This is a genomic window from Eikenella longinqua (assembly GCF_001648355.1).
GTDB lineage: Bacteria > Pseudomonadota > Gammaproteobacteria > Burkholderiales > Neisseriaceae > Eikenella > Eikenella longinqua.
This window is the reverse complement of record NZ_LXSL01000013.1, coordinates 70,819-90,157: the sequence shown is the minus strand read 5'-3', so window position 1 is coordinate 90,157 and position 19,339 is coordinate 70,819. Positions and strand designations below refer to the sequence as shown.

Here is a 19,339-nt window from a genome sequence, read left to right as displayed (position 1 = left end):
AAAACCATGACGAAACCCTACCACTACTTAATCGTCGGCAGCGGCTTGTTTGGCGCCGTATTCGCACACGAAATGCACAAGCGCGGCAAACGCTGCCTGATATTGGAAAAGCGCCATCACATCGGCGGCAACATCTACACCGAAAAACGGGAAGGCATTCAGGTGCATATGTATGGCGCCCATATCTTCCACACCAACAATAAACAAATATGGGATTACGCAAACCATTTTGCCGAATTCAACCGCTTTACCAATATGCCATTAGCCTGCTACCAAGGGCAGCTGTTCAACCTGCCTTTCAACATGAATACTTTCTACCAATTATGGGGCGTGAAAACACCGGCAGAAGCCCAAGAGAAAATCCAAGAGCAATGCGCAGAATACCGCCATATCACCGAGCCGGAAAATCTGGAACAACAAGCACTATCTTTGGTGGGCAGGGATATTTATGAAAAGCTAATCAAAGGCTATTCTGAAAAACAGTGGGGCAGGCCGGCCACCGAAATTCCCGCCTCAGTCCTACGCAGGCTGCCCTTGCGCTTCACCTTCGACAACAATTATTTCAACGATACTTATCAAGGCATCCCGATTGGCGGCTACACCCAAATAATCAGCAAAATGCTTAACGGCATAGAAGTGAAAACCCACACCGACTATCTCCCAAACCGCCAATATTGGGATAACCATGCCGAAAAAATCGTCTATACCGGAAAGATCGACGAGCTTTTTAACTACTGCTACGGCCGCTTGGATTACCGCAGCCTGCGTTTTGAACATGAGATTTTGGATACACCAAACTACCAAGGCAATGCCGTTGTCAACTACACAGAATCCCGTATTCCCTATACCCGCATTATCGAACACAAACATTTTGAATTCGGGCAGCAAGCGAACACCATCATCACCCGGGAATATCCGGCCAGCCCATCCCACAGCCAAGAAGCCTTCTATCCGGTTAACGACAAGCGAAACCAAACCATATTCTCCCAATACCAAGCCTTGGCCGCACAAAGAAAACACTTGATTCTAGGCGGCCGCCTAGCCGAATACCGCTACTACGATATGCACCAAGTAATTGAACAAGCCTTGCATGCAGCAGCACGGCAAACATGACCGCCAAGCACTTGAGAAATGCTGTTTTCAGGTAGCCCCTTCGCCAAAGGCTACCTGAAAAACAAACTTAAACACAGCACACTCCCGCCATACCCCGTCTTAGCCACCTTGCAGCACGGCCTCCGGCCGCCTGCCACACCCGTGCAGCAGCGTTTCTCCACCTGCCGACGTTCTTTCGATTTACCGCGCCCGCTGTTACAATCGCGGCTGCCTCCCCACAAGCCCCAGCCCGCCCCACGTGTGCCGGCTGCGGCGCAAAACCCTAGACTACCTGAAACCGCACGGCAACGTTTGCCCGCCGGCCAAACAGCAGCGTGCTCAAGCGGCAAAGTCATGTTTCAACTCCCCTTTTCCCGATTCGTTGAATCCTGTTTTTCAGGTAGCCTCCCCTGCCACCCAATCGAACCGAAAGGAAACATCATGGGTATTTCAAGCGGCCTGCATTGGCTGGTCATCCTGGTTGTGGTGGTGCTGATATTCGGCACCAAAAAACTGCGCAACGTGGGCAAAGACCTCGGCGGCGCGATTCACGATTTCAAAAAAGGCCTGAACGAAGGCAGCGAAGGCGAAGCCGAAGCCGCCGCGCCCAAGCAGATTGCCGAGCATAAAGAAGAGAAACCGGGCGAATAAGCCATGTTCGACTTCGCCCTCAGCGAGATGCTGCTGGCCGCCGTGGTGGCGCTGGTGGTGCTCGGGCCGGAGCGGCTGCCGCAGGCGGCGCGCGCGCTGGGCAGGATGCTGGGCAGGATCCAGCGCCTGGCCGGCAGCCTGAAAGCCGAGCTGGCGCAGCACGCCGATGTGGCCGACCTGCGCCGGATGCAGGAAACGCTGGCACACACGGCCAGCGAGCTCAAGCAGGAAATGCAGCAGCTGCGCGCCGGCGCGATGCCCGATTTGCCCGCTTGGGAGCGCCTGCCGCCGCCGCGCACGCCCGCCGATTTCGGCATCGATACGGATGAGGACGGCAAACACGTGCCCCGCCCTGCCCCGCTGCCAGCGGGCTTCCACACGCCTTCGCTCCAGCAGCGCGCCCGCGCCGGGCGGCGCAAAATGCAGCCGCGCGTGCGCATCCGGCCGCGCCTGCGGGTGCGCAAACAGGCGGGAGGCGGCAGCCGATGAACGCACAGCCTTTGGTGGAGCATTTGAAGGAGCTGCGCCGCCGCCTGATTTGGGTGGTGGCGGTGTTGCTGCTGTGTTTATTTGCCGCCGTGCCTTTTGCCAACACGCTTTATTCGCTGGTGGCCAAGCCGCTGATGGAAAGCCTGCCGCCGGGCGCGCATATGCAGGCGATTGATGTGATTGCGCCGATTTTCGTACCGCTGAAGGTGGCGCTGATGGCGGCGTTTCTCGTGTCGCTGCCGCACACGCTGTACCAGCTTTGGGCTTTTGTGGCGCCGGCGCTCTACCGGCACGAGAAGCGGCTGGTGGCGCCGCTGCTGCTTTCCAGCGTGGGGCTGTTTTTTGCTGGGATGGCGTTTTGCTATTTTTTGGTGTTTCCCTTGGTGTTTAAGGTGTTTGCCTCGGCCACGCCGGAAGGGGTGAGCATGATGACGGACATCGACCGCTATCTTTCCTTCGTGCTGGGGATGTTTGTGGCCTTCGGCGCGGCGTTTGAGCTGCCGGTGTTGGTGGTGCTGCTCTACCGCATGGGCGCGGTGCCGCTCACGGCGCTGAAAACGGCGCGGCCTTATGTGGTGGTGGCGGCTTTTGTGGTGGCGGGCATCATCACGCCGCCGGATGTGATTTCGCAGTTTCTGCTGGCGGTGCCGCTGATTGCGCTGTATGAGGCGGGGCTGCTGATGTGCCGTTTGACCAAACCGAATGCGGAAGTGGCCGCGCTGCCGAGCACTACGGATGCGGATGAGGCCGGCTAACCCGGTTGCCTGGTTTTCAGGTAGCCTCTAACCTTGTTGAGGCTACCTGAAAATATGCTTGCAACAAAACGAAACCGGGCGTCTCAAATTTTGGCGAAACCAAAATACAGCATTTGAGTTGCAAACCTTTTGGGATTTTCAGGTAGCCTTTCACAGCCGAATGTTGCAAACCTACGCTTTGCCAGCCCTCTCCCACAGGAGAAGGGACAGGTTTCAGGTAGCCCCAACCCGATGCAGGCTACCTGAAAAACAATGCCTCGGCGCCGCGAAAACCGAATTTGCTTTTTCAGGCAGCCTTTGCTACTTCATCCAACCTTTTCTTTTATTTGAATAACCGATGCCGATTGCCCAATCTTCTGCTTACCGCATGGCCGTGTGCAGCCTGCTTGCGCTGATTTTCTTATCTTTGGCTTGGGAGCTGTGGCTGGCGCCGCTGCGCCCGGGCGGCTCGTGGCTGGCGCTTAAGGCGCTGCCGCTCTGCCTGCTGCTGCCGGGGATTTTGCAGCGGCGTCGGCAAAGCTTCCTGCTCTCGGGCATGCTGGTGCTATTTTATGCGGCGGAAGCGGTGGTGCGGCTGTTTGACGCGGTGCCGGCGAGCAGGGCTTGCGCGATGGCGGCTTTGGCGGCGGGCGGGGTGTTTTTTGTGTCTTGCCTGATGTTTATGCGCTCGGGCCGGAAGGAGCGGGCATGATGTGGCAGCGGCTGAAGGAAAGCTGGGTGGTGTGGCTGGGCATGGCGCTGATGGCGGTGGTGCCGTTTTTGTCGTCGTGGCGCACGGGGCCGCAGGGGGGCTGGTTTATCGAGAGCGGCTCGCTGATTTTCGCCTCGCTGTTTGCGCTGCTCACGCTGTGGCTGAACCCGGTGCGCGCGCGGCTGCCTGCGGCGATGGTGTATTTTGTACTGCTGGCGGGCTTTTGGGTGGTGCAGGCGCGGATTTTGCGGCTGCCTTATCCGCAGATGTCGGATTTGACGGCGGCGGTGTTTTGCGTGATGGCGCTGTTGGCTTGGGCCTGCCGGATTCAGGTGGCGCGCCTGGGGCAGGACAGGGTGGTGGAAATCTTTGCCTGGGCGCTGCTCGCGGGGGCGCTGTTGCAGGGCTTGGTGTGTGTGTTTCAATTTATCGGGCACACGGGCTGGCTGCCGGGGCTGATGCGCTCGCCGCATAAGTATTTCGTGTTCGGCCAGGTGGGGCAGCGCAACCATCTGGGCCACTATATGATGTGGGGCGTGCTCTCGCTGGGCTATCTGTGGAGCCGGCGGCGGCTGCCGGGGCTGCTGGCGTTTGCGCTGGCGGTGTTCCTGTCGCAGGTGGTGGGGGTGATTACGTCGCGCACGATTATCCTGTATGTGGGCGCACTGCTGCTGCTGTTGCCGTTTTTGTATGTACTGGGCGGGCGGCCGCTGCGGCGCTGGTGTGCGTTTACCGCGCTGCTGGTGCTGGGCGTGTTGGCGGCGCAGCTGCTGATGCCTTGGCTGATTAGCAATTTCCTGCCGAGCGATGTGGAATCTTCGGGCGTGGGGCGCTTGGTGTCGGGCGATGCGGCCAGCCCGGGGCGCGCTTCGGAGTGGGCGAAGGCGTGGACGGTATTCACCGAAAACCCATGGCTGGGCGTGGGCTGGCAGGGCTATGCACATGAAAGCTTCGCGCTGGCCATGCGCAACCCGGGCTTCCGCAACTACGACGTGGGCGTGCTCTTCACCCACAGCCACAACAGCATGCTGGAAATCCTGGCCGAAACGGGCATGATTGGCGCGCTGTTGGTGTTCGGCGGCTGGATGCTGGTGGCCAAAGGCTACCTGAAGAAACGGCTGGGCGCATCTTCCGCGCTGATGCTGGCCTTGATGACCGTGTCGCTGTGCCACAGCCTGCTGGAATATCCTTTGTGGTATGTGTATTTCCTCACGCCCTTCGTGGTGATGATGAGCCTCACCCCGGCCAAAACGCCCGGCTGGTTCGTGCGCCCGCAGCCGGGCATGTGGACCAAACGCTTCGGCGCTGCGATGGCCGCGCTCGCCATCGCCATCACCGTGCAATACGGCTTCGCCTACCACCGTCTGATCTACGCCTACGCCAACCCCACCGAAAATTATCCGCAATACAAGCAAGTGGACACCCTGCGCGAGCTGGAAGAAAAACACTACTTCCTGAAGTATTACGCCCAGATGGGCATCATCCGCAAAATCGACTGGCTGCGCCCGCTGCCCGAATGGGGCCAAGACGCCGCCCTGCGCGCCAGCCTGTTCCGCCCCTACGCCAACACCGCCGTGCGCGCCTTCTATCTGGAGCAGGCCGGCCGCGAGCGCGAAGCCGCCGACTGGCTCTTGAATATGGGCCGCTACTACCCCAAGCAGCAGCCACACCTCTTGAGCACCGCCGCCGCCTTCCGCGCCGCCCCCGCCATCGTGCAGCCCCTGCGCGAACAGTGCCAGCGCTATGTGCAAACCATGCCCGAAGCCGCCGGCAACCTCACCTGCGGCACCCAGCCCGCCAGCGCCGCCGGCACAGCGGCCAGCCGCAGCAGCCAAAGCAGCGGCGGCTGACGAGGCTACCTGAAAACCCAGCCGCTACAGCCAGCAAAACTTCACACCCGTAATCCCAGCCCCTGCTTACGCAAAGATACGCAAAAGAATTTGGCTTGTGCGCCGCTATCAGGCAAAGTGTTAAGACGCTTGAAATTAAACAGCTATAAGCGGGTTTGGCAAACAACATTGCCCATACGGCCCGCCGCAACACAATCTACGCCGCACTGCGCGGCATCCTAATAAAGGAGTAATCATGAACCGTGTTTTATTGGTAGACGACGACGCCCTGCTCACCGAACTCTTAACCGAATACCTGAGCGCCGAAGGCCTCGAAGTCAGCAGCGTGCCCGACGGCGAAGCCGGCGTGAACGAAATCCTCAACGGCAACTACAACGTGGTGGTGCTCGATTCCATGATGCCCAAGCTCAGCGGGCTCGACGTGCTCAAAACCGTGCGCCAGCAAAGCAAAATCCCCATCATCATGCTCACCGCCAAAGGCGACGACATCGACCGCATCATCGGCCTCGAAATGGGCGCCGACGACTACGTGCCCAAGCCCTGCCAGCCGCGCGAACTTCTGGCGCGCATCAACGCCATCCTGCGCCGCACCCGCCAGGCCGAGTCCGACAACAGCACGCCCAACGTAATTTCCGTGAGCGGCGTTACCCTCTATCCGGCCAAACGCCAAGCCACCATCGGCGAAGCCCCGCTCGAGCTCACCAGCACCGAATTCAACCTTTTGGAAGTGCTCATGCGCCACGCCGGCCAAGTGGTAAACAAAGAAACCCTCTCGCTGGAAGCGCTCGACCGCAAGCTGGCCAAGTTCGACCGCAGCATCGACGTGCACATCTCCAGCATCCGCCACAAGCTGGGCGACGCCTCGCTGATTCAAACCGTGCGCGGCTTGGGCTATCTGTTTGTGAAAAACTGATGCTGCCGTTTTTCAGGTAGCCTCAATCCGCCAAAAGGCTACCTGAAAACATCTAGCCGCCGCCAAGCCATGCCGGCCAACGGCGGCTCTGTTTTCCCGCCCGCCCGATTTCCCCTTCCCGCCAAAGCAAATTCATGAAACTGTTCCAGCGGATTTTCCTCACCTTCTTCTTCGTTATCATCGCCGCCATTTTCGTGGCCAGCTTCTCCTTTTGGCTGGTGCAAGACAAAGTGGCCGAAACCCGCTTCAAGCAGCAGCGCGCCTTCGAAACCGGCCTGCTCAACAGCACCGTAACCGTGTTTCAAACCCGCGGCCTCTCCGGCGTGCGCGAAACCCTGCAAGACTGGAACAACACCCCCACCTTCGACAACATCCTCGTGATTTCCGGCGACAGCAAAGCCGATATTTTCCAGCGCCCGGTGGAGCCATCGCGCATCCTCGCCGCACGCAAATTCGCCGCCGAATTCCCCAACACCCGCGTGGTGCGCGTGGCCTACGACCCGCTGGGCGAAGAATACATCTTCATGCTCGCCGATTGGGACAAACAACAGCCCGCCCGCCTGCCCTCCCCGCTGATGATTCCCGGCGTGGAAATGGCGCCGGTGTGGCACGAGCTCATCATCCTCAGCTTCATCATCATCGTCGGCCTCCTGCTGGCCTACATCCTCGCCAACAACATCTCCCAGCCCATCCGCACACTCGAGCGTGGCATGAGCCGCCTGGCCGAAGGCGACCTCGAAACCCGTATCTCCCACCAGCTCATCGGCCGGCGCGACGAATTGGCCAAGCTGGCCGTGCAGTTCGACCGCATGGCCGGCCAGCTGCAAAAACTGGTGGAACGCGAACGCCACCTGCTGCACCACGTTTCCCACGAAATGCGCTCTCCGCTGGCGCGCATGCAGGCTCTGCTGGCGCTGCTGCAAGTGCAGCCCCACAAGCAGGAGCAAAACATCAAGCGCCTCGAATCCGAGCTCACCCGCATGGACAAACTCGTAGGCGAGCTGCTCACCCTTTCCCGCCTGGAAACCGCCAATGTGGAAATGGAAAAAGACCCGCTCAAGCTCGTGCCCTTCCTGGAAAACCTGATGGAAGACTGCCGCGCCATCGCCTGCCAAAACAGCCAGCACATCGCCTTTGCCTACGACCCCGCCGACGCCGACGCCACCGTCTCCGCCAACGAAGGCTACCTCTACCGCGCCTTCGACAACGTATTGCGCAACGCCATGTCCTACAGCCCCGAAGGCAGCCAAATCAACATCCGCCTCGGCGAGCACAAACACAACTGGGTGGTGGACATCACCGACAACGGCCCCGGCGTCGATCCCCAGCAGCTGCCGCACATCTTCACCGCCTTCTACCGCGCCGACAGCGGCGCCCACAAGCCCGGCACCGGCCTAGGGCTGGCCATCGCCCGCCACGTGATTGGCAAACACGACGGCCTCATCAACGCCAACAACGTTGAGCCCAACGGCCTGAACATCCGTTTCGAGCTGCCCAAGCTCACCGCCAAGCAGCAGAAGCGCGAAGGAAAAGAACGCGAGCGCGAGCGCGACGAAGCCCAGCAAGCTTCCTGATTTGCCCGCCGTATTTTCGCTTCGCCGAAGCTGACGTTTTCAGGTAGCCTCAGCCCCGCCACGGCTTGCTTGCCGATTTTGGTATAATCCTGCTGTTTTCACGGCAGCCCCTTTGGACCCACCCATGAGCACCAACACGATTCTGATTATCGCCATCCTCGTTTTCGCGCCGGTGTTCGGCGTATTGCTATACAACACCTATCAGGAAAAGAAATACCGCGACGCCATCCGCGCCCAGTTCGGTCATGCCGACAAAGACGCGCTGCTGGAAAGCCACACCCATTCCGTGCGCGACGGGCAGCAGCAAGCCCCCGCCGCCGAAGAAGAAAGCGCCCCGCGCCTCCAGCCCGCCTTCGTCCAAGCCGACCGCCCGGCCGAACATGCCGGCGAGCCCGTGGCCGAGACGCTGCCCGAACAGCGCGCCGAACCGGCCGAGCCGGTGTTGCAGGCCGAGCCTGCCGCCGAAGCGCCCGCCTTTAACTTCCAGCCCGTGCCCACCCCCGCCCCCTCGCAAACCCAAGAGCCGGCCAAGCGCAAGCTGCTGCTCGATTTGCAGGATTTGGCCAAACAGCAGCTGCCTTGGTTCGACAGCCGCTTTGATTACTTGTGCTACATCTCGCTGAAAGAGCCGCAGGAGCTGCACGCCATGCCGCGTCTCTCCAGCCGCCACCGCTTCCGCATCGCCGGCTGCACCATGGACGACCGCTTCCAAATCGCCGAGCCGATTCCCAGCGTGTACTACCAAGGCTTCGTAATCGGCCTGCAAGCCATCAGCCGCAACGGCCTCGCCAGCATCGCCGAGCTCGAGCAATTCGGCGAGCAGGCCAACGCCTTTGCTGAAAAAATGGACGGCGGCCTGCTGCTCACCGACATCGACACCTTCCTCTCCATCGCCCGCCCGCTCGACGAGCTCTGCGCCCGCGTGGACCAAACCATCGCCATCCACCTGGTGTCGCGCAACAACGTGAGCGGCGTGGAATTGCGCAACGCCGTGGAGCGCCAAGGCTTCGAGCTTTCGCACGACGGTATGTTCTACCTCAACGACCAGGCCGGCGAGCCGCTGTTTGCCATCTCCACCCTCGACAACAGCGCCTTCACCGCCACCCTGCTTTCCAGCCAAAACTACCGCGGCATCAGCATGCTGTTCGACGCGCCGCACATCCCCGACGGCGAGAAAAACTTCAACCGCTTCATGGACATCGCCGTCAAGCTTTCCAGCATGCTCGGCCTAGATTTGGTCAACGACAAGCTGGAAGAGCTCTCCACCCAATGGCTGAAAGAAATCCGCAGCTACGTGGTAGCGCGGCAGGATGAAATGAAACGGGTGGGCATCGAGCCCGGCAGCGAGCTGGCCAAACGGCTGTTTTCATAAGCGCCACCCCATCGCCGCAGCCAAACAGGCTACCTGAAAATCGGATTGCCCGTTTTTCAGGTAGCCTGTTTCCCCACCCAAATCCTTATTTTTCATCACTCATCAGGAAAACACCATGCACACACCCAGCAACCTACGCGCCGCCGTTGAAGCCGTGGCCATCCCCCGCAGCAACCTCACCATCGGCAGCAGCCGCGCCCTGAAATCCATGGAAGCAAACGAACACGGCCTGCACCTCGACCTGTGCTTCGGCTTCCCCATCGGCCACATCGCCGGCGAGCTGGAGCGGGATATTGCCGCCGCGCTGGCCGACGCCGGCTGCACCCAAAGCCCGCACATCACCCTCCGCAGCGAAATCACCGCCCACAAAGTCCAGCCCGGCGTGCGCACCATCAGCGGCGTGAAAAACATCATTGCCGTGGCTTCCGGCAAGGGCGGCGTGGGCAAATCCACCACCGCCGCCAACCTGGCCATCGCGCTGCAAAGGATGGGCGCGCGCGTGGGCATTTTGGATGCGGATTTATACGGCCCCAGCCAGCCCACCATGCTCGGCGTGCCCGCAAGCAAGCCGCAGCAGGAAAATAAGCATTTCATCCCCGTACGTTCGGCCGAGGGCATTCAGGTAATGTCGATCGGCTTTCTGGTGGACACCGATCAGGCCGTGGTGTGGCGCGGGCCGATGGTGAGCCAGGCCTTGCAACAGCTGCTGTTTCAAAGCGAATGGGATGATGTGGATTATCTGCTTGTGGACCTGCCGCCCGGCACCGGCGACATCCAGCTCACGCTGTCGCAGAAGATTCCGGTAACCGGCTCGGTGGTGGTGACCACGCCGCAGGATATTGCGCTGATCGACGCGCGCAAGGCGGTGGACATGTTCGGCAAGGTCAACATCCCGATTTTCGGCGTGCTGGAGAATATGTCGGTGCACATTTGCAGCCGCTGCGGCCACCACGAGCCGATTTTCGGCCAAGACGGCGGCAGGGCGCTGGCCGAACGCTTGGGCGTGCCGCTTCTGGGGCAGCTGCCGCTGAGCCTGCCCGTGCGCGAGGCGATGGACAGCGGCAGCGCGGCGGCCATGCAGGCGGCCAACCCGGCCATCGCTCAAATCTACACCGAGGCGGCCTGGCAGGTTGCGCTGGCCGTGGCGGCAAAAGGTAAGGATTTCAGCAGCCGTTTTCCGCAAATTGTGGTGGAATAACGGCGGGTTTGATTCGGCAGGAAAGGCTGCGGGAAGCATGGGCTTCGGGCAGCCTTTTTTGTTTTCAGGTAGCCTCCGGACAAGCAGGCTACCTGAAATTTTTTTAAACCGCAGGAGGCAACCCTAGTTGCCGTCTTCTCACGGTATAGAAAGATACGATTGTCGGCACGGCTGGATTTTTCAGGTAGCCTCTTTCCCGCTTCGGTTACCTGAAAACAGGAATGCCACTCAGAAAACAACCGCCCCTCCCGCGCGGACAATCGGTTGAACACACAATAAGCTTTCCCATTTTTCAGGTAGCCTGCTTGTCCGGAGGCTACCTGAAAAAGCGCAGACCCCGAATTCTCCTCTAATTAGAATTTCGGGGTCTGCTTTTAGCAGGTTTGTCTAGATATTGCTTAGACTAGCTGTTGGCAGGATTAATACGGTTCTTTCAGATCGTATTTTTTGCCGGCAACCTGGCCGTAAATTACCCAGCCGAAGAAGGTTACCAAACCACCGCCCAGCATTGCTTCGGCACCTGAACCATACAGGGCGTAGAAGCTGTAGATGTTACCAATCAGGGCGATGAAGGTGGTCAGTTTCATTTCACCGGCAGGCACGTTGCTGACTTTCTGCATTACATACAGGGCAGACATAGACAGTACGTAGGGCACCAGGTTCGTTACCACAGCCAAGTTCACCAACACGTCGAACTGTTCGCTCAAGCTCGGGCTCATGGTCATCAAGGAGAGCAGGGTTTGCACGCCGCACAGGATGAGCATACCAACCAACGGGGTATTGGTTTTGGTTACTTTGCTGAATACTTTTGGGAAGTAGCCTTCATCAGCACTGGATTTGAACACTTGAGCCACGGTGAACTGCCAGCCCAACAGGGAACCGGTACAAGCCAGCACCATCAAGCCCATCACCACTTTACCGATAGTCGGGGTGAAAATGTGAGCAAATACCAAACCGAAGGGGCCGTCGGAAGCAGCCAAATCAGCATTCGGCAGAATACCAGCCACCACGTTGGTAGAAACAATATAGATTACCGCAGTCATCAGCGTACCGCCCAATACAGCGATCGGCACGTTTTTCTCGGGGTTTTCCACAGCATCGGAGTTCGCACAGGCAGATTCCAAACCAAGGAATGACCACAGAGTGATGGAGATTGATTTCGGCAAAGCCTCAAACACACCGTAGTTATGCGGGTTCCAAGCAGCAGCATATTTGGCACCGTCAAACCAGAACCAGCCGATAATGGAGATGCCCACCACCGGAATCACCACGCCCCACACGGTAAAGCCGCCAATTTTACCGGTAATGGAAGCACCGCCGAAGTTAGCCACGGTGGTAACCCATACGAAAATGATGGTCCACATGGTTACTTGCTGCGGAGAAAGCTGCCATTCCATCAGCTGAGCCAAATAGCCCACTGCGGTAATAGCGATGGCGATGTTAGCAATTACCAGAGAAACGGCATAGGTATAGTTGGCAATGAAGTTGCCGGATTTGCCAAAGGCATATTCGGCATAACCGCCCATACCACCGGCGTTTTTACTGAAGCGGCCACACTTGGCGAACGCATAAGCCAGAGCCAGCGAACCGCCTGCGGTAACCAGCCATGACAAAATAGAAATTGTACCAACCTGAGCCAATTTGGTCGGCAACATGATGATGCCGGAGCCCATCATATTCACCATAGTGAGAATGGTCAGCTGCACCACACCCATCTTGTTTTGAGAGGTTGACATAATATAAATCCTTCATTAAAGCGGTAAGCAACCCTTGCCAATGTTCCGGCGCAGCTTGTCTTACCGCGCAAATCATCATCAGATAGAGGTTACCTGAAACCATTTCAGGTAGCCTGACACGGCCTTAGTCTTTCACGATAACGTGGCCGAATGCACGGCGGCTGCCGTCTTCCACGGTTTGCAGGTATACACCTTGGAGCTCGGGCTCGAAGCCGGGCAGGCAGTTGATGCCTTCTTCCAGAGCCAAGAAGTATTTCTGCACCGCACCGCCCCAAACTTCACCCGGGATTGTGCAAAGCACGCCGGGAGGATAAGGCAGGGCACCTTCGGCAGCGATTTGACCGGCGATTTCGCTCAAGCGAACCAGTTTCACTTCGTTGCGGATGAAGGCTTGCTGTGCTTCGTAGGGCAGCATGGCTTGTTTCGGCCAGCCGTCGGCACGGAACATCTCGCTCTGCAACTGTTTCATGTTGTTGCGTTTGTAGAAGTCGTGCATTTCTTGGCACAGGCGGCGGATGGTGTAGCCTTTGTAGTATTCGGCGTTGCGGCCGTATACGGTGGGCACCACTTCGCTCATCGGGCTGTCGGCTTCGATGTGTTGTTCGAAGCGGGCGATCAAGGCGATCAGGTGTTCCATCTTAGCCAGGTCTTCGGCCGGAGTCAGCAGGAACAGGATGGAGTTCAAGTCGCATTTTTCCGGAACGATGCCGTTGTCGCGCAAGAAGTTGGCCAAAATGGTAGCCGGTACGCCGAAGTCTTCGTATTCGCCGGTTTCCACGTTGATACCCGGGGTGGTCAGCAGGAATTTGCACGGGTCAACAAAGTATTGACCTTTGCCGTAGCCCGGGAAGGAGTGCCATTTGGCGCCCGGTTCGAATTCGAAGAAGCGCAGGTCTTGGGCGATCTGCTCGGTCGGGTAAGATTCCCACGGTTTGCCGTCAACAGTTTCCGGGATAAACGGTTTGATCAGCTTGCAGCTTGCGCGCAGCAGCTTACGGGCTTCGATAGACACGCTTACGCAGTCACGCCACAGGTTGCGACCCACTTCGCCGTCCAAGATACGGGCGTTCACGTCAAGAGAAGCGAACATCGGGTAGAACGGGCTGGTGGAAGCGTGAATCATGAACGCATTGTTGAAGCGTTTGTGGCTGCAATAGCGTTTCTGGCCTTTAATATGGCTGTCTTTTTTGTGGATCTGTGAAGCTTGAGAGAAGCCGGCCAGTTGTTTGTGTACAGACTGGGTAACGAAGATGCCGGGGTCGTTTTCGTTCAATTCCAGCAGCATCGGAGAGCAGTCGCGCATCATCGGGATGAACTGTTCGTAGCCTACCCAAGCGGAGTCGAACAGGATGTAGTCACACAAATGACCGATGCGGTCTACTACCTGGCGAGCATTGTAGATAGTGCCGTCGTAAGTACCCAACTGAATGATGGCCAGGCGGAACGGACGTTCTTCCTTAGCGCGTTCCGGAGCAACTTTGGCCAGCTGTTCACGGATGTAGGACTCTTCGAAGCAGGCGTTGTCGATACCGCCGATGAAGCCGAAGGGGTTACGGGTAGTTTGCAGATAAACCGGGATGGCGCCGCCAGTAACCAAAGCACCGATGGTGTTGGATTTGTGGTTGTTGCGGTCGAACAATACCAAGTCACCTTTAGCCAGCAGGGCGTTGGTTACCACTTTGTTGGAAGAGGAAGTACCGTTCAGAACGAAGTAGGTCTTGTCGGCGTTGAACACTTTGGCAGCGTGTTGCTGGGCTGCGCAAGCGGGACCTTCGTGAATCAACAGGTCGCCCAAACGAACGTCGGCGTTGCACAAGTCGCCACGGAATACGTTTTCGCCGAAGAATTCGTAGAACTGACGACCGGCGGGATGTTTGCGGTAGAACTGACCGCCTTGGTGTCCCGGGCAGTCGAACTGGGCGTTACCAATGCCCACATATTGCTGCAGGGCGCCAAAGAAAGGAGGCGGCAGCTGAGATTCATACTTCTGCAGAGCAGTAGTTACCTGACGGCCGTAATATTCTTCGTTGCCGCGGCCAAGCTGAATCACGCCGTTGATGCGGGTCAGCAGGCTTTCCGGCACGCTTTCGCCAGGTTGCAGAGCCACAAATACCGGGATACCGAAGCCGGTGGCTTCAACTTGCGTTACAGCTTGTTCTGCATCGCCGGTAGAAGCAACTACGGCACCAATACCTGCGAGGTCGGCACCTTGCACGTCCACCACGTCGAATTCAGTGGTGAAGCCCTGTTGAACAGACGGGCTGGCTGCTACTTTTAAAAACGTCATATCAAACTCCTATGTGTTTCAATAAACACCGCCGCCAAGCTTCAGCGGCAGCAATGGAAAAAACTTTTTTCGGAGTGATGAATGTGTTGATACTGCTATTTTATTGTGTAGTTTTGTAAAACTATGGACTTGTTCTACATCCGGACCAAACGTATTTTAGCACAAACCATCCTGATTAATCCAGTATCAAACCGTTTGAAAAACGGCCAATCTAATTGCGACCCAGTCGCACTTGGATATTAAAGAATGCTAACTTAGTGCAATTATTACTACTTTTTAGCTCATTTGTTGGGCGGATATTAGCATAAGTATTTTTTGAAAGACAATTCTTTTTGACTGAATCCCCGTTGCGGATTTGCGCTAGCGCAAAGAAATTCGCAGTAATGTAAACAAAAGTAAAAGTAAAGAAAGCTTAACAATGCTTGATTTATTAGCATGTTACACCATAACCGCCCCTACTCCTTCCGCAGGACGGTAACATACGTAAAAAGGCTACCTGAAAATCCTCCGCTCCATCGGAAGCGGTATTTTTCAGGTAGCCTTTTGTTCAAGCGGCTAGGCCGAGTTTAGATCGGGCGGGTATTTCTTTCCAGCCACTCTTTGGCGGCGCCTTCGGTGCGCGGGCCGAGTTTTTCGCGCACGAGGGCGTGGTAGTCGTTCAGCCAGGCGGCTTCTTCATCGGTCAGCATGCTGCGCTCGATGAGCTGGGTGTCGATTGGGCACAGGGTGAGCTGCTCGAAGCAGAGATAGCTGCCGAATTCGGTTTCGGCCGGCTGTTTCACGCGGCGGTGCACCACCAGGTTTTCGATACGGATACCCCATTTGCCCGGGCGGTAGAGGCCGGGTTCGTTGGAGGTAATCATGTTTTCTTCCATCATGTTGTGCTTGATGCCGGCCACGTTGTAGGCGATGCGCTGCGGGCCTTGGTGCACGTTGAGGAAGTAGCCGACGCCGTGGCCGGTGCCGTGGCCGTAGTCGCACTGCTCTTTCCACAGCGGGGCGCGGCAGATGGTGTCGAGAATCTGGCCGGAGAGGCCTTCGGGGAACACGGCTTCGGCCAAGGCGATGTGAGCCTTGAGCACGAGTGTGTAGTCGCGTTTCTGCTGTGCGGTGGGCTCGCCGATGGGGATCACACGGGTGATGTCAGTGGTGCCGTCGAGATAGTGCGCGCCGGAGTCGATCAGCAGCAGGCCTGGGCCTTTGATGGTGCTGTAGTATTCGGGGGTGGCGGCGTAGTGCGGCAGGGCGCCGTTTTCGTTGAAGCCGGCAATGGTGTCAAAGCTGGCCGATATGAAGTGCGCCTGTTTGCTGCGGTGTTCATGCAGCATGGTGTCGATATCGAGCTCAGTTACGGTTTCGCCGGCGGCCAGTTTCTGCTCCAGCTCGGCGAAGAAGCCGCACAAGGCCGCGCCGTCGCGGATCATGGCTTCTTTGGTGTGCTCGATTTCAGCTTCGGGCTTGCGGGCTTTATAGAGGGTGCTGGGGTTGATGTCTTCCACCACGCGCACGTTTTCAGGTAGCCTGTTGAGGGTGTAAACGGCAGTGCGGTCGGGATCGACCAGCAATGTGCCGCTCAGTTTGCTCATGGCATCCACGATGCTGCCGTAGTCGGCCACGTCAATTTTGGCTTCTGCCAAGGCTTTGCGGGTTTCGTCGTTGAGCTTGGCGGGGTCGATAAATAGGGTGGAGCGTTCGGGGCCGATCAGCAAATAGCCGAGGAACACAGGGTTGAACGGCACGTCGCTGCCGCGCAGGTTGGTGATCCAGGCGAGGTCGTCGAGCGAGGAAATCAGATGGTGGTCGGCGCCATGCTCTTTCATGGCAGCGCGCACGCGGCTCAGTTTCTGTACGGCGCTTTCCGGTGAAAATTCGGGCTTGTGCACAAACAAGGGGCTGGCGGGCAGGCCGGGGCGGTCGCTCCAGAAGCTGTTGAGCAAATCAATGTCGTGGCGCAGTTGTATGTTCTTCTTGGCAAATTCTGCCTGCATTTCGCGTTTTCCGGCCAATGAGAGACCGTCGGCGGGAATGCCGACTACGGCTTTTTCAGGTAGCCTTTGCACCAGCGATTCCAGCATGCTGGGGCGGCCTTGGCCGAGTTTTTGCAATACGAAGCCGCTGCCTTCCAGCTGGCGTTTGGCTTGTTCCCAATAACGGCTGTCTACCCACAGCTCGGCAAAATCGGCGGTAACGGCCAGGGTGCCGACCGAGCCGTCGAAACCGGACAGCCAGGTGCGGCCGCGCCAGTGTTCGGGGAGGTATTCGGACATATGCGGGTCGGCGGAAGGAACGATCCAGGCGTCAATCTGCTGTGCTTTCATGGCTTGCCGCAGGGCGGCGAGGCGTTGCGCGGGACTAGTAGTCATTGCTTGCTCCTTGACGGTTTGATGAGAAATAGCGGCAGCCGGAGAACTGGCTACCTGAAAACAGAGGGCAATCCATCGCGGGCTTTGCCGGAAGCCGCAGCATGCAAACTGCTCTGCGGCTTGTGCAAGCCAACCGGCGGCGGGAAACAACCGCTTTGCCCGGAAGCTGCCTATGGCCGGTTCGTTTATTTCATACAGATGGGAAAGCTTCTGCACAAAATCCGCTGCCGGCCAGCTCCAACTATAGTATAGCCCGCCCGCAGCCGCAAGCCGTGGCATAAAATTTCAAGCAAAAACTTCAAATCGCCTGCCCCATATCAATAAAGGCTACCTGAAAAAGCAAAACCCGCATTCAAACGGATACGGGTTTGTCTGATTATAAAGATGGAAACGACGGGATTAATCCACATCCACCAGCATATTGTTCAGCTTGCGCATCATCAGCATCAGCACCACGCCGCCGCCGATGCCCAGCGCGCCGAGCAGGCCGTAAAACTCAATGGCTTTTTCCGCCACATAGCATTCGTCCACCAACACGCCGCCTAGGGTAAAGCCCAACGAGAGCGTGAGGAAGTTGAACGACACCATCTGCGTTTTAAACGATTTCGGCGCGATTTTGGTGGCCAGCGATAGCGAAATCGGCGAAAGCAGCAGCTCGGAAATGGTGATGGTGAGCAGCAGCAGCGCCATGATCACCAGCGGCATCACCGTGCCGGAAGTGAGGAAGGGGATGAAGCACAGGTAAGACACACCCAAAATCACCATCGCCATGGTGAATTTCATCGGCGTTCTCGGCTGGCGGTAGCCCATTTTGGTCCACAAAGCCGCCATCACGCCGGCAAACACAATCACCCACAGGCTCTGCAAGGCGCTCAGCCAAGCCACCGGAATTTCAAAGCCATTAATCATGCGCAGCGCAGCCTGATCTTGGTCGAAATACACGGTCACCACGGTAAACACCTGCGACCACACCGCCCAGAACAAGCACATCACGATGAACAACGGCACATAAGCCACCATATGGCGACGCTCGTCGCTGGAAACCTGCGGATCGCGGAACAGTCGGATGAAATACAGCAGGCTGGTGACGATCACCGTGCCCAACAGCACCTGCGAGAAATTATCCAAAGTGAGCAGGCCGGCAGCAATACAGCCGCCGATCACGGCCAGGCCGGCCGCTACCACGCCCAGCGCAGCGCCGTATTTCTGTTTCGGCAGAGGATTGGCCGGCGGCGTATCCGGCAGCGAAGCGCGGCCGCGCCAGTATTGCCACAGGCCGAAAGCCATGCCCACCGCAGCGGCACCGAAGCCGTAGTGGAAACCGAATTTCACCTGCAACACGCCCACAATCAGCGGGCCCACAAAGCCGCCAATATTGATGGCGGTGTAGAAAATGGAGAAACCGGCATCGCGCAGCGCACGGGTGGATTCCTCTTCATACAGCGAACCCACCATCGCTCCGGCGGAAGATTTCACCCCGCCGCTGCCCAAAGCAATCAGCAAGAGGCCCACCACCAAGCCACTCAAGCCCGGCAGCACCGCCAACGCAACGTGCCCCAGCATCACTACCACGCCCGACCAAAACAGCGTCTTCTCCGCACCCAGCAGGCGGTCGGACAGCCAGCCGCTCAAAATCGTGGCCAGATAAATGCTGCCGTTGTAGGCGCCCACAATGGCGGCGGCCTTGGTCTCATTCATGCCCAAGCCGCCCTTGGTTACTTCATAATAAAGATAAATCAGCAGGATGGCCTGCATACCGTAAAACGAAAAACGCTCCCACAATTCGATGTGGAACAGCGTGCCCAGCTGGCGGGGGTGGCCGAAGAAACCGGCTCTGGCGCCAGCGCCCACGGCGGGAGCCGCCGCAACTTGCTCATTGGTTGGAGTGGTCATGGATATTCCCTCAATGTTTTTTATGCCTATCAGAGGCTAATTAAAAACCGCCGCACCCCGCCTCCGTCCAACCCTGGCAAGTCTGCTTCCGGCCCATACGGCATCGGCGCGGCAAAAAATAAATTCCTCCCTTACCCCAAGAAAGTTTGGCATCGGAAGCGGAACATGCCGAGCAGCATTTCCACTCCGCAGCCACCCTTTCCTGTTTGAAGGAGGATTGGGGCGTACTTTTACACGCAATACGCCTGCTTGGCAAGCGCAACTTGTCAAGCAGGCGCACAATGATTCCAATTTTTTTACTGTTTGTTACACTTAGCCGACAATCGCGGCGATAGCCAAGGCAAATCGGGAGGCCGGAGGAATGCCTTCCCACGGCGTTTTTTAAATTACTTTCAATAGATTAAAGGCTACCTGAAAACCGTTTGGCAGGAAATCTGCCCTGAAAGTTTTCAGGTAGCCTTTCTTATGGCCGACA

14 protein-coding genes are annotated in these 19,339 nt (G+C 57.8%); 10 read left to right on the top strand and 4 right to left on the bottom strand.

What is annotated here, in order from left to right:
* Nucleotides 1-6 precede the first annotated feature (6 nt).
* From glf to apbC, 10 genes are all read left to right on the top strand, one after another.
* The gene (glf, locus tag A7P95_RS02960) at nucleotides 7-1,113 is read left to right on the top strand and encodes a UDP-galactopyranose mutase (RefSeq protein ID WP_067590919.1); all 1,107 of its coding nucleotides are present in this window, start codon (nucleotides 7-9) and stop codon (nucleotides 1,111-1,113) included.
* A gap of 420 nt (nucleotides 1,114-1,533) precedes the next feature.
* Complete coding sequence (tatA, locus tag A7P95_RS02955; protein WP_067590916.1) at nucleotides 1,534-1,743, top strand: Sec-independent protein translocase subunit TatA; 210 nt, start codon at nucleotides 1,534-1,536, stop codon at nucleotides 1,741-1,743.
* Between the two features lie 3 nt (nucleotides 1,744-1,746).
* Nucleotides 1,747-2,232, top strand: a complete 486-nt coding sequence (gene tatB / locus A7P95_RS02950; RefSeq protein ID WP_067590913.1) for a Sec-independent protein translocase protein TatB — start codon at nucleotides 1,747-1,749, stop codon at nucleotides 2,230-2,232.
* Nucleotides 2,229-2,987: a twin-arginine translocase subunit TatC gene (tatC, locus tag A7P95_RS02945; RefSeq protein ID WP_067590909.1), complete on the top strand. Its 759-nt coding sequence runs from the start codon at nucleotides 2,229-2,231 to the stop codon at nucleotides 2,985-2,987. Before tatB ends, tatC begins: the two co-directional genes overlap by 4 nt.
* 343 nt (nucleotides 2,988-3,330) lie before the next feature.
* Nucleotides 3,331-3,678: a DUF2069 domain-containing protein gene (locus tag A7P95_RS02940; RefSeq protein ID WP_179945893.1), complete on the top strand. Its 348-nt coding sequence runs from the start codon at nucleotides 3,331-3,333 to the stop codon at nucleotides 3,676-3,678.
* Nucleotides 3,675-5,528, top strand: coding sequence for a PglL family O-oligosaccharyltransferase (locus A7P95_RS02935; RefSeq protein WP_067590904.1), 1,854 nt, complete (start codon nucleotides 3,675-3,677; stop codon nucleotides 5,526-5,528). Before A7P95_RS02940 ends, A7P95_RS02935 begins: the two co-directional genes overlap by 4 nt.
* Before the next feature lie 235 nt (nucleotides 5,529-5,763).
* Nucleotides 5,764-6,441: a response regulator transcription factor gene (locus A7P95_RS02930; protein WP_067590901.1), complete on the top strand. Its 678-nt coding sequence runs from the start codon at nucleotides 5,764-5,766 to the stop codon at nucleotides 6,439-6,441.
* A gap of 134 nt (nucleotides 6,442-6,575) precedes the next feature.
* Nucleotides 6,576-8,015 (top strand): sensor histidine kinase, encoded by a 1,440-nt coding sequence (locus tag A7P95_RS02925; RefSeq protein WP_067590898.1) that lies wholly within the window; start codon nucleotides 6,576-6,578, stop codon nucleotides 8,013-8,015.
* Between the two features lie 124 nt (nucleotides 8,016-8,139).
* The gene (locus A7P95_RS02920; protein WP_082890700.1) at nucleotides 8,140-9,387 is read left to right on the top strand and encodes a cell division protein ZipA C-terminal FtsZ-binding domain-containing protein; all 1,248 of its coding nucleotides are present in this window, start codon (nucleotides 8,140-8,142) and stop codon (nucleotides 9,385-9,387) included.
* 115 nt (nucleotides 9,388-9,502) lie between these two features.
* Nucleotides 9,503-10,585: an iron-sulfur cluster carrier protein ApbC gene (gene apbC, locus A7P95_RS02915; RefSeq protein ID WP_067590895.1), complete on the top strand. Its 1,083-nt coding sequence runs from the start codon at nucleotides 9,503-9,505 to the stop codon at nucleotides 10,583-10,585.
* A 419-nt stretch (nucleotides 10,586-11,004) separates the two neighbouring features.
* Here the strand turns inward: apbC and potE are convergent, their stop codons facing one another.
* The 4 genes from potE to A7P95_RS02895 all read right to left on the bottom strand — a co-directional run bounded on the left by potE (nucleotide 11,005) and on the right by A7P95_RS02895 (nucleotide 18,864).
* On the bottom strand, nucleotides 11,005-12,321 hold the full coding sequence (potE, locus tag A7P95_RS02910) for a putrescine-ornithine antiporter (RefSeq protein ID WP_067590891.1): 1,317 nt from the start codon (nucleotides 12,319-12,321) through the stop codon (nucleotides 11,005-11,007).
* A 124-nt stretch (nucleotides 12,322-12,445) separates the two neighbouring features.
* Nucleotides 12,446-14,608: an ornithine decarboxylase gene (locus A7P95_RS02905; protein ID WP_067590889.1), complete on the bottom strand. Its 2,163-nt coding sequence runs from the start codon at nucleotides 14,606-14,608 to the stop codon at nucleotides 12,446-12,448.
* A gap of 566 nt (nucleotides 14,609-15,174) precedes the next feature.
* Complete coding sequence (locus tag A7P95_RS02900; RefSeq protein WP_067590885.1) at nucleotides 15,175-16,971, bottom strand: aminopeptidase P family protein; 1,797 nt, start codon at nucleotides 16,969-16,971, stop codon at nucleotides 15,175-15,177.
* A 399-nt stretch (nucleotides 16,972-17,370) separates the two neighbouring features.
* A complete protein-coding gene (locus A7P95_RS02895) occupies nucleotides 17,371-18,864 on the bottom strand; it encodes a peptide MFS transporter (RefSeq protein ID WP_082890699.1) in 1,494 nt (497 codons plus the stop codon).
* Nucleotides 18,865-19,339: the final 475 nt, after the last annotated feature.

Excerpts from the sequence above, each read along its gene's own strand:
- A7P95_RS02900 (WP_067590885.1), bottom strand. The coding sequence starts at position 16,971 with ATGACTACTAGTCCCGCGCAACGCCTCGCCGCCCTGCGGCAAGCCATG.
- tatA (WP_067590916.1), top strand. The coding sequence starts at position 1,534 with ATGGGTATTTCAAGCGGCCTGCATTGGCTGGTCATCCTGGTTGTGGTG.
- A7P95_RS02930 (WP_067590901.1), top strand. The coding sequence starts at position 5,764 with ATGAACCGTGTTTTATTGGTAGACGACGACGCCCTGCTCACCGAACTC.
- A7P95_RS02925 (WP_067590898.1), top strand. The coding sequence starts at position 6,576 with ATGAAACTGTTCCAGCGGATTTTCCTCACCTTCTTCTTCGTTATCATC.
- A7P95_RS02935 (WP_067590904.1), top strand. The coding sequence starts at position 3,675 with ATGATGTGGCAGCGGCTGAAGGAAAGCTGGGTGGTGTGGCTGGGCATG.
- potE (WP_067590891.1), bottom strand. The coding sequence starts at position 12,321 with ATGTCAACCTCTCAAAACAAGATGGGTGTGGTGCAGCTGACCATTCTC.
- tatB (WP_067590913.1), top strand. The coding sequence starts at position 1,747 with ATGTTCGACTTCGCCCTCAGCGAGATGCTGCTGGCCGCCGTGGTGGCG.
- A7P95_RS02920 (WP_082890700.1), top strand. The coding sequence starts at position 8,140 with ATGAGCACCAACACGATTCTGATTATCGCCATCCTCGTTTTCGCGCCG.
- A7P95_RS02895 (WP_082890699.1), bottom strand. The coding sequence starts at position 18,864 with ATGACCACTCCAACCAATGAGCAAGTTGCGGCGGCTCCCGCCGTGGGC.
- tatC (WP_067590909.1), top strand. The coding sequence starts at position 2,229 with ATGAACGCACAGCCTTTGGTGGAGCATTTGAAGGAGCTGCGCCGCCGC.
- A7P95_RS02905 (WP_067590889.1), bottom strand. The coding sequence starts at position 14,608 with ATGACGTTTTTAAAAGTAGCAGCCAGCCCGTCTGTTCAACAGGGCTTC.
- glf (WP_067590919.1), top strand. The coding sequence starts at position 7 with ATGACGAAACCCTACCACTACTTAATCGTCGGCAGCGGCTTGTTTGGC.
- apbC (WP_067590895.1), top strand. The coding sequence starts at position 9,503 with ATGCACACACCCAGCAACCTACGCGCCGCCGTTGAAGCCGTGGCCATC.